Genomic DNA, 6,048 nt, shown 5'->3' with positions numbered 1-6,048 from the left:
CTTTTCAGATTGCTTTACTCGCAAAGACCGCTTTTTTGCGGCATTCAATGAATTTTTCTCTTCTGACGATGAAGAGCCAGAAACGCTATCAACAGCAGAGGGCACCAACGTGACCGAAGAACAATTAAAAGTCGCACTAAAAGAGCAGTTTTCTGCTTTCAAAGGTGAGTTTAAGCAAGAACTAAAAGAAGAGTTCAATTTGCAAAACACACCTGAACAACCAGAAACACCAGAAGTAGCAAGCAAAGATGCGACGGTCGAGCAGCTTTCCGCTGCGCTGGAAGAAAAGCTAAATCCGTTGTTTGAGAAAGTGAACGGACTAGAAACTAAGTTTGCTGAACTATCACAAGAAGTCCCTGACCAGGAACCAGATCCATCAGGTGCTAGTGAATCTTTCTCATCTAAGGAGATGTTTTAATGCTGAACGCACTATCTACCAGTTATTTACAAGAGTTTTGTACAGCGACGTTATCCGCCGCAAATGCTCCGCAAGGTACACAGTCGTTTAACTTGACGCCCCCAATGGAAACTAAGCTACGTCAAGCAATTATGGAATCGGATGCTTTCCTAGGTATGGTTTCATTGCTGCCAGTTCAGCAAATCAAAGGTCAGGTTGTTGATGTTGGTGATGATGGCCTTTCGACCGGTCGATCTGGTTCGGGACGTTTTAGCGTGGAAGTGGGCCAAAGTGGTAATACCTACGAGCTTACAAAGACAGATTCAGGAGCACACATCCTTTGGGAAACTATGACGCAATGGGCAAACTCTGGCTCTAAAGGTCACTGGTTGAGCATGATGAAAAGCGCGATTTCTCGTCGTTTTGCATTGGATATGTTGCGTGTCGGTTTTAACGGTACGTCTATCGCAACTAATACGGACCCGATTAAAAATCCATTAGGCCAGGATGTAAATAAAGGCTGGCTCACGATTGTTAAAGAGAAGAGATCTAGCCAGGTACTCGCATCAGCAAAGCTTGACCCAACAGGCACTGCGACTGATTCATACAAGAATCTTGATTCACTTACGCAAGATCTAATCAACACGACGATTGCTCCCGAACATCGTCAAGACCCAGATCTCGTTGTTTTAGTTGGGTCGAATCTAGTCGCGGCTGAGCAGCACCGCTTACTTGAGGCTGCCGATAGTCCAACAGAGCATAAAGCGGCCCAAAGCCTAGCCAAGACAATTGCTGGCAAAAAGGCTTACACACCACCATTTTTCCCAGCTGATCAACTTTGGGTTACCAATACCAAGAACCTACAGATTCTGACGCAAGAAGGCACTCAGTGGCGTAAGCAGAAAAACGATGAAGATGAGCTTCGTTTCAAGCAAAACCATATCCGTATGGAAGGTTACGCTGTGGGAAATCTTAAAAAGTTCGCGGCTATCGAATCTGTTTCAGTCGTCGAATCAGCCACTGCAGAGGTGATGAATGGCTAGTCCTTTAGCAAGGCAGCGTCGTCAGCTTCTAGAAAATCAAGTCAGTCATTCTGCATCGAAGTTGAGTGTTAGTGCAAATACCGAAAGCCTGCACATCAAGCTGATCGATTTTGAAGAAGACCGCAAATATCTAAAACAGCTCAATGCTATCGAAGACAAGGTGAAACATAAGCGTGATGTTTTGGTGCCCAAGTACAAACCGTACGTGGAAGCTTACCTAGCAAAAGGCGAAGTATTCGAGAACCCAATTTTCACCAATATGGTTATCTGGTTGTTCGATGTCAACGACATGGAAACCGCGATTGATTGGTGCTTGAAAGCCATAGCGCTTGATTTACCTACACCAGATAACTTCCGACGTGACTGGCCAACCGTGTGCGCCGATGAAGTTTTAGCTTGGGCGGAAAAAGAGTCTGGCAGAGGACATTCTATCGAGCCTTATTTCAGCGCGGTTTTTGAAAAGGTTGAGAGCGAATGGCGACTACACGAAGAAGTGCATGCCAAGTGGTATCGATTTGCTGGGTTGCACTTACTTCGAAATGAAGAAGGACAACCGCAACCGACATCTATCGGTTGTTTAGATACCTTGGAAAAGGCCTTGTTGCTACTGCAGTGTGCTCATGAGAAGTACGCCAAAATTGGGGTGAAAACCAAAATTGGTCAGGTAGAACAACGTATTCGAGCGATTAAAGACAACAAAAATTTATAACAGCTCCTACGCCGCCGAGCCTCGGCTGGTGAGGTAAGAGTGCCAATAGGCTAACTCAATACCGTCGACCCAGTGGCTAGAGGCTCACTTATTAAAAGAGGAATAACGATGTTTACGGGATCTTCCGGTTCGGATTATCAAGCGACAGAAATCACTAATGACGGTTTTTGGCCGAACATCAATGCCGGTGATTTTGAAAAGCGTCGCGGTATTCCTGCTGCTCAAGATTCAGAACGTATTGCTATCGCTCTAGTTAATGCGGTTTCGGAAGTTAATCAGCAACTCGAAGACTTAAAAGCTAAGTATCGGGAAGAGGGGCATGCAACTGCTGGCAATGTTCCTACATTTCCGAAAATGAATGATAAAAACCGTGTTGTATATCAATACGAATCAGCAGTATTTGCGAGAGCCAAAGCTGATTTGCTGCCGGACATTGCAACTGTTCATACCAAGGACAAGGGCGATCACATCGCAGACAGAAGCGTAGAGGTGCGCACTGAATTACTTTCAGAAAGCCAGCGCATTATTCGAAATATGAAAGGGCTGAACCGTTCATCGGTGGATTTGCTATGAGAACGCAATACCAAGCAGGTTACAAGCTGCGTGACCTAAACGCATTTTTAATCAGCGTTGTGGGCGACAAGATAGCCAAGCGCATGGAATGTGAAATGGGCAAGGTTGAGTTGAAACTAGAAACCAAGCACATGGGTCATGGTTTTGACCTGCTGTATCAGCGTTATGTTGCTGACTTCTACTTCGACAAATTCCCTTTCAAAGAATACGACCCAGCGGTGCTGTTCGCTAATGTTGGGGCGTGGTTGATGGACAACGATTCTGACCGTTTCCGCATCGAAGACTTAGACGACCCATACGTAGACGTAGTACTGGAAGATGAGAAAAACGCCGAAGTGTTGGTCTCAGTCATGTTTGAAGAACCCGTCAAAGTGGCTGCAGACCCCGACGGGCCAATCTATTGGAATGGTCAACGCTGGAAGATTGAAGAGTACGAGATTTGGCAGGCGGAAAGGCTATCACATGTAGTTCTCCGCAATGTATGAGATACGGGCCGATAAGCGCAGTTATTTGCGAGTTAAAGAGCAATTCGAGCTGCTAAAGCTTGAGAAAAAAGCCAGAGCCCGAGTGCTGAAAGAGCTTGGTAAATACATCACCAAAACGACCAAAAAAAACATTCGAGCACATCGTGACCCAGACGGTAAAGCGTGGTCAAAGCGCAAAAACGGCAGGCGAAAAATGCTTAGAGGTTTCACTAAGAAGCTAAAGCATTTTCAAAAAGACAATAACCGGGTTTTGGTTGTTGGTTGGCCATCAAGACGAGGAACCGTTGCACTGGCTCACCATACCGGTGAAGCAGAGGAAAGCGGATTGCAGCAGCGATTCAAGCAAGCCAAGAAAGCGAAAGAACCAAAGAAAACCGACCCGGCAACGAGAGAGCAAGCAAAAGAGTTACGCGATTTAGGTTACAGACTTCCGCCCCAAGGCAGGCAGAAGAGAGGCAAAAAGCCAACGCTCAAATTCATTACTCAGAATATGACCGTCGCTGAAGCCGCAAAACTGATTAGTGATCTGGAAAATAAAACGCCATTACGTAAGTGGGAAGTAGATCGCCCAGAACGCCGATTGATAGGCATTAGTCCGAAACGGGCAGCAATGATTATCAAGCGGGAAATGAATCGAAATAGGAGCAACTAAACATGGCATGGCCTACCGTCATTATTAACATTCTGAACATGATGCGCGGACCGATCCCGGGCGTTGAATTTCACTTTCTGTTTGTTGTGTACGGCACAGTTGCAGGAACAGAGCGCAACCTAATTATGGTGGATAACACCACGGATTTTTCAGACAGCGCGTTCGATAACATCGACCCTGTACACATGCTCACGCTAAAAGCTGCTCAGTTAAATGGGAAACAGAACTGGACTGCCGGTGTGATCGTTTTAAACCCATCAGATAGTTGGCAGGCTGCGGTTTTTAAAGCCAATGAGACATCAAGCTTTGAAGCTGTTGTGTTGGATAAGCCAAATACTGGAGCGTCCACTCTTGAAGATGCAGTCGCATTTCGCCATGAACTTAAAGCCAAGCTTGGACGAGAAGTTTTCATGATCTGTTCCTTACCAGGAATTAATGATTCCGAGGACGGTGAAACATGGGCCGAGTGGTTAGCGCAAACGGTGAATGTGCCAAAGAACATTGCAAGTGAATACATCACCGTAGTGCCACAAGTACACGAAGGAAACTCTACAGTTGGCATTTATGCAGGTCGGTTGGCCAATCAAGAAGTATCTATTGCTGACTCACCGGCACGAGTAAAAACAGGCAGCATTCTCGGCAGTATGGCATTAGCAAAAGATAAGGATGGAAAGCCATTAGAGCTAGCAACACTTAAAGCACTAGAAGCTGCTCGAATCGCTGTGCCGATGTGGTATCCGGACTATCCGGGGCAATATTGGACAACTGGACGTACGCTAGATGTCCCTGGTGGTGATTATCAAGATATTCGTCACATTCGTGTCGCCATGAAAGCAGCACGTAAAGTGCGGGTACGAGCAATTGCACGAATTGCTGATCGAGAATTCAATTCCACACCAGGCAGTGAAGCCAGCGCAAAGCTGTATTTTACTCAAGACCTCCGTGAAATGGCGGTAGTGAAAAAAATTGGTGATTACGAGTTCCCTGGTGAAATCAAACCACCTCAAGACGATGACATCACCATTACATGGGTTAATAGTGAAGAAGTTGAAATTCTACTCGCAGTTACACCTTACGAGTGCCCAGTGAAAATCACCATCGGCATCATGCTCAATCAACGACTAGGGGAGTAAACAATGAATTCTCGTTATACAGGGCGAAGCTTCGACATAAACATGCTGGGGATTTTGGTTCATGTGGAGTCGGCTACAGCAACCATCAATGATGAGTCTGCTGTTGATAAAGAGCGCGGCATTCCCACTGGATTTACTCATGGAGCTGTGAGTTGTGATGTTGAGTATGAGCTGGACTTGAACAACTTCCGTAAGCTTCAACAAAAAGCTCGCGAAGCTGGCAGTTGGCGCGGTATTAAGCCACACGACTGTATGTTCTATGCAAATACTGGCGATGATGAAGACAAAGTAGAGCTGTTTGGTGTGAAGCTTCAAATCTCAGATTTACTTAGTGTTGATCCAAACAGCAGTGATAAAACCAAGCGCAAGCTTAAAGGCTTTGTGACGAGCCCTCACTTTGTTCGCATTAATGGCATCTCATACCTAAGTAATGATGATACCCGCGGTTTGCTTTAAGCCTATCAGAGAGAGAACGAATGCCTGACTTTATCGACCATGCTAGTAGTAACGAAACCAAGTTTACTGAAATGGCAATCGCAAACCAGCTTAAACAGTCTATGCAGACAAGCGAACAAGAGAGTGCAAAAGAATGCCTTGAATGTGGTGACCCTATCCCTGAAGGGCGTCAGATAGCGATAGCGGGATGCCAGTTTTGCGCCCCTTGCCAGGCTAAGTTGGAGTAACGATATGAAAGATTGGTTCGACAAATTAACCAGTGGAGTTGCTTACCTTGTGTCATTGGCAGGAATGACTTTCAGCAAGCTGACATTTGAGCAGTGGTATTTCATTTTATCACTAGTGATTGGCCTTGCAGCACTGGGATTGAACTATTGGCACAAGCGAGCAATGCAACGTATTGCTAGCGAAAAAGGAGTAGCACTGAGTGAAACTGACTAAGCGGATCATTTGTTCTGTAGTCGCTGTGATCGGCTTGGTAACAGGTGGTACGGCTGTTTATGGACCTGAATTGACGCAGCCCATTGGGCAAGTTGTGGTATCGGAACGAGACTTAGGAGCGCTGCGCATCACCCCTAAAGGACTGAAGTTGATTGGTGA

9 protein-coding genes and 2 pseudogenes are annotated in these 6,048 nt (G+C 45.9%); all 11 read left to right on the top strand.

The annotated features are described in order from the left end of the window. A pseudogene (locus tag IQR33_RS33080) lies at nucleotides 1-418 on the top strand (phage capsid protein); the annotation flags it as partial. Then, nucleotides 418-1,440, top strand: a complete 1,023-nt coding sequence (locus IQR33_RS13580; protein ID WP_017821171.1) for a phage major capsid protein, P2 family — start codon at nucleotides 418-420, stop codon at nucleotides 1,438-1,440. The pseudogene IQR33_RS33080 and the gene IQR33_RS13580, both read left to right, overlap by 1 nt. Beyond that, the gene (gene gpM, locus IQR33_RS13575; RefSeq protein ID WP_193837616.1) at nucleotides 1,433-2,149 is read left to right on the top strand and encodes a phage terminase small subunit; all 717 of its coding nucleotides are present in this window, start codon (nucleotides 1,433-1,435) and stop codon (nucleotides 2,147-2,149) included. Before IQR33_RS13580 ends, gpM begins: the two co-directional genes overlap by 8 nt. 108 nt (nucleotides 2,150-2,257) lie before the next feature. Continuing rightward, nucleotides 2,258-2,722: a head completion/stabilization protein gene (locus IQR33_RS13570; protein ID WP_017635448.1), complete on the top strand. Its 465-nt coding sequence runs from the start codon at nucleotides 2,258-2,260 to the stop codon at nucleotides 2,720-2,722. Continuing rightward, the gene (locus IQR33_RS13565) at nucleotides 2,719-3,207 is read left to right on the top strand and encodes a phage tail protein (RefSeq protein ID WP_042522477.1); all 489 of its coding nucleotides are present in this window, start codon (nucleotides 2,719-2,721) and stop codon (nucleotides 3,205-3,207) included. Before IQR33_RS13570 ends, IQR33_RS13565 begins: the two co-directional genes overlap by 4 nt. Then, the gene (locus tag IQR33_RS13560) at nucleotides 3,200-3,859 is read left to right on the top strand and encodes a phage virion morphogenesis protein (protein WP_193837615.1); all 660 of its coding nucleotides are present in this window, start codon (nucleotides 3,200-3,202) and stop codon (nucleotides 3,857-3,859) included. Before IQR33_RS13565 ends, IQR33_RS13560 begins: the two co-directional genes overlap by 8 nt. 2 nt (nucleotides 3,860-3,861) lie before the next feature. Then, nucleotides 3,862-4,992, top strand: coding sequence for a DUF2586 domain-containing protein (locus IQR33_RS13555; protein ID WP_193837614.1), 1,131 nt, complete (start codon nucleotides 3,862-3,864; stop codon nucleotides 4,990-4,992). A 3-nt stretch (nucleotides 4,993-4,995) separates the two neighbouring features. Continuing rightward, nucleotides 4,996-5,448, top strand: coding sequence for a phage protein (locus IQR33_RS13550; RefSeq protein WP_017821175.1), 453 nt, complete (start codon nucleotides 4,996-4,998; stop codon nucleotides 5,446-5,448). A 20-nt stretch (nucleotides 5,449-5,468) separates the two neighbouring features. Continuing rightward, nucleotides 5,469-5,675, top strand: coding sequence for a TraR/DksA C4-type zinc finger protein (locus IQR33_RS13545; protein ID WP_017635443.1), 207 nt, complete (start codon nucleotides 5,469-5,471; stop codon nucleotides 5,673-5,675). Between the two features lie 4 nt (nucleotides 5,676-5,679). Next, a complete protein-coding gene (locus tag IQR33_RS13540; RefSeq protein WP_017635442.1) occupies nucleotides 5,680-5,889 on the top strand; it encodes an HP1 family phage holin in 210 nt (69 codons plus the stop codon). Next, nucleotides 5,876-6,048, top strand: a pseudogene (locus tag IQR33_RS33075) (lysozyme); the annotation flags it as partial. The gene IQR33_RS13540 and the pseudogene IQR33_RS33075, both read left to right, overlap by 14 nt.

It is taken from the genome of Vibrio sp. OPT46 (assembly GCF_015163535.1).
GTDB classification, from domain to species: domain Bacteria; phylum Pseudomonadota; class Gammaproteobacteria; order Enterobacterales; family Vibrionaceae; genus Vibrio; species Vibrio alginolyticus.
This window is presented reverse-complemented; position numbering and strand designations above follow the sequence as displayed.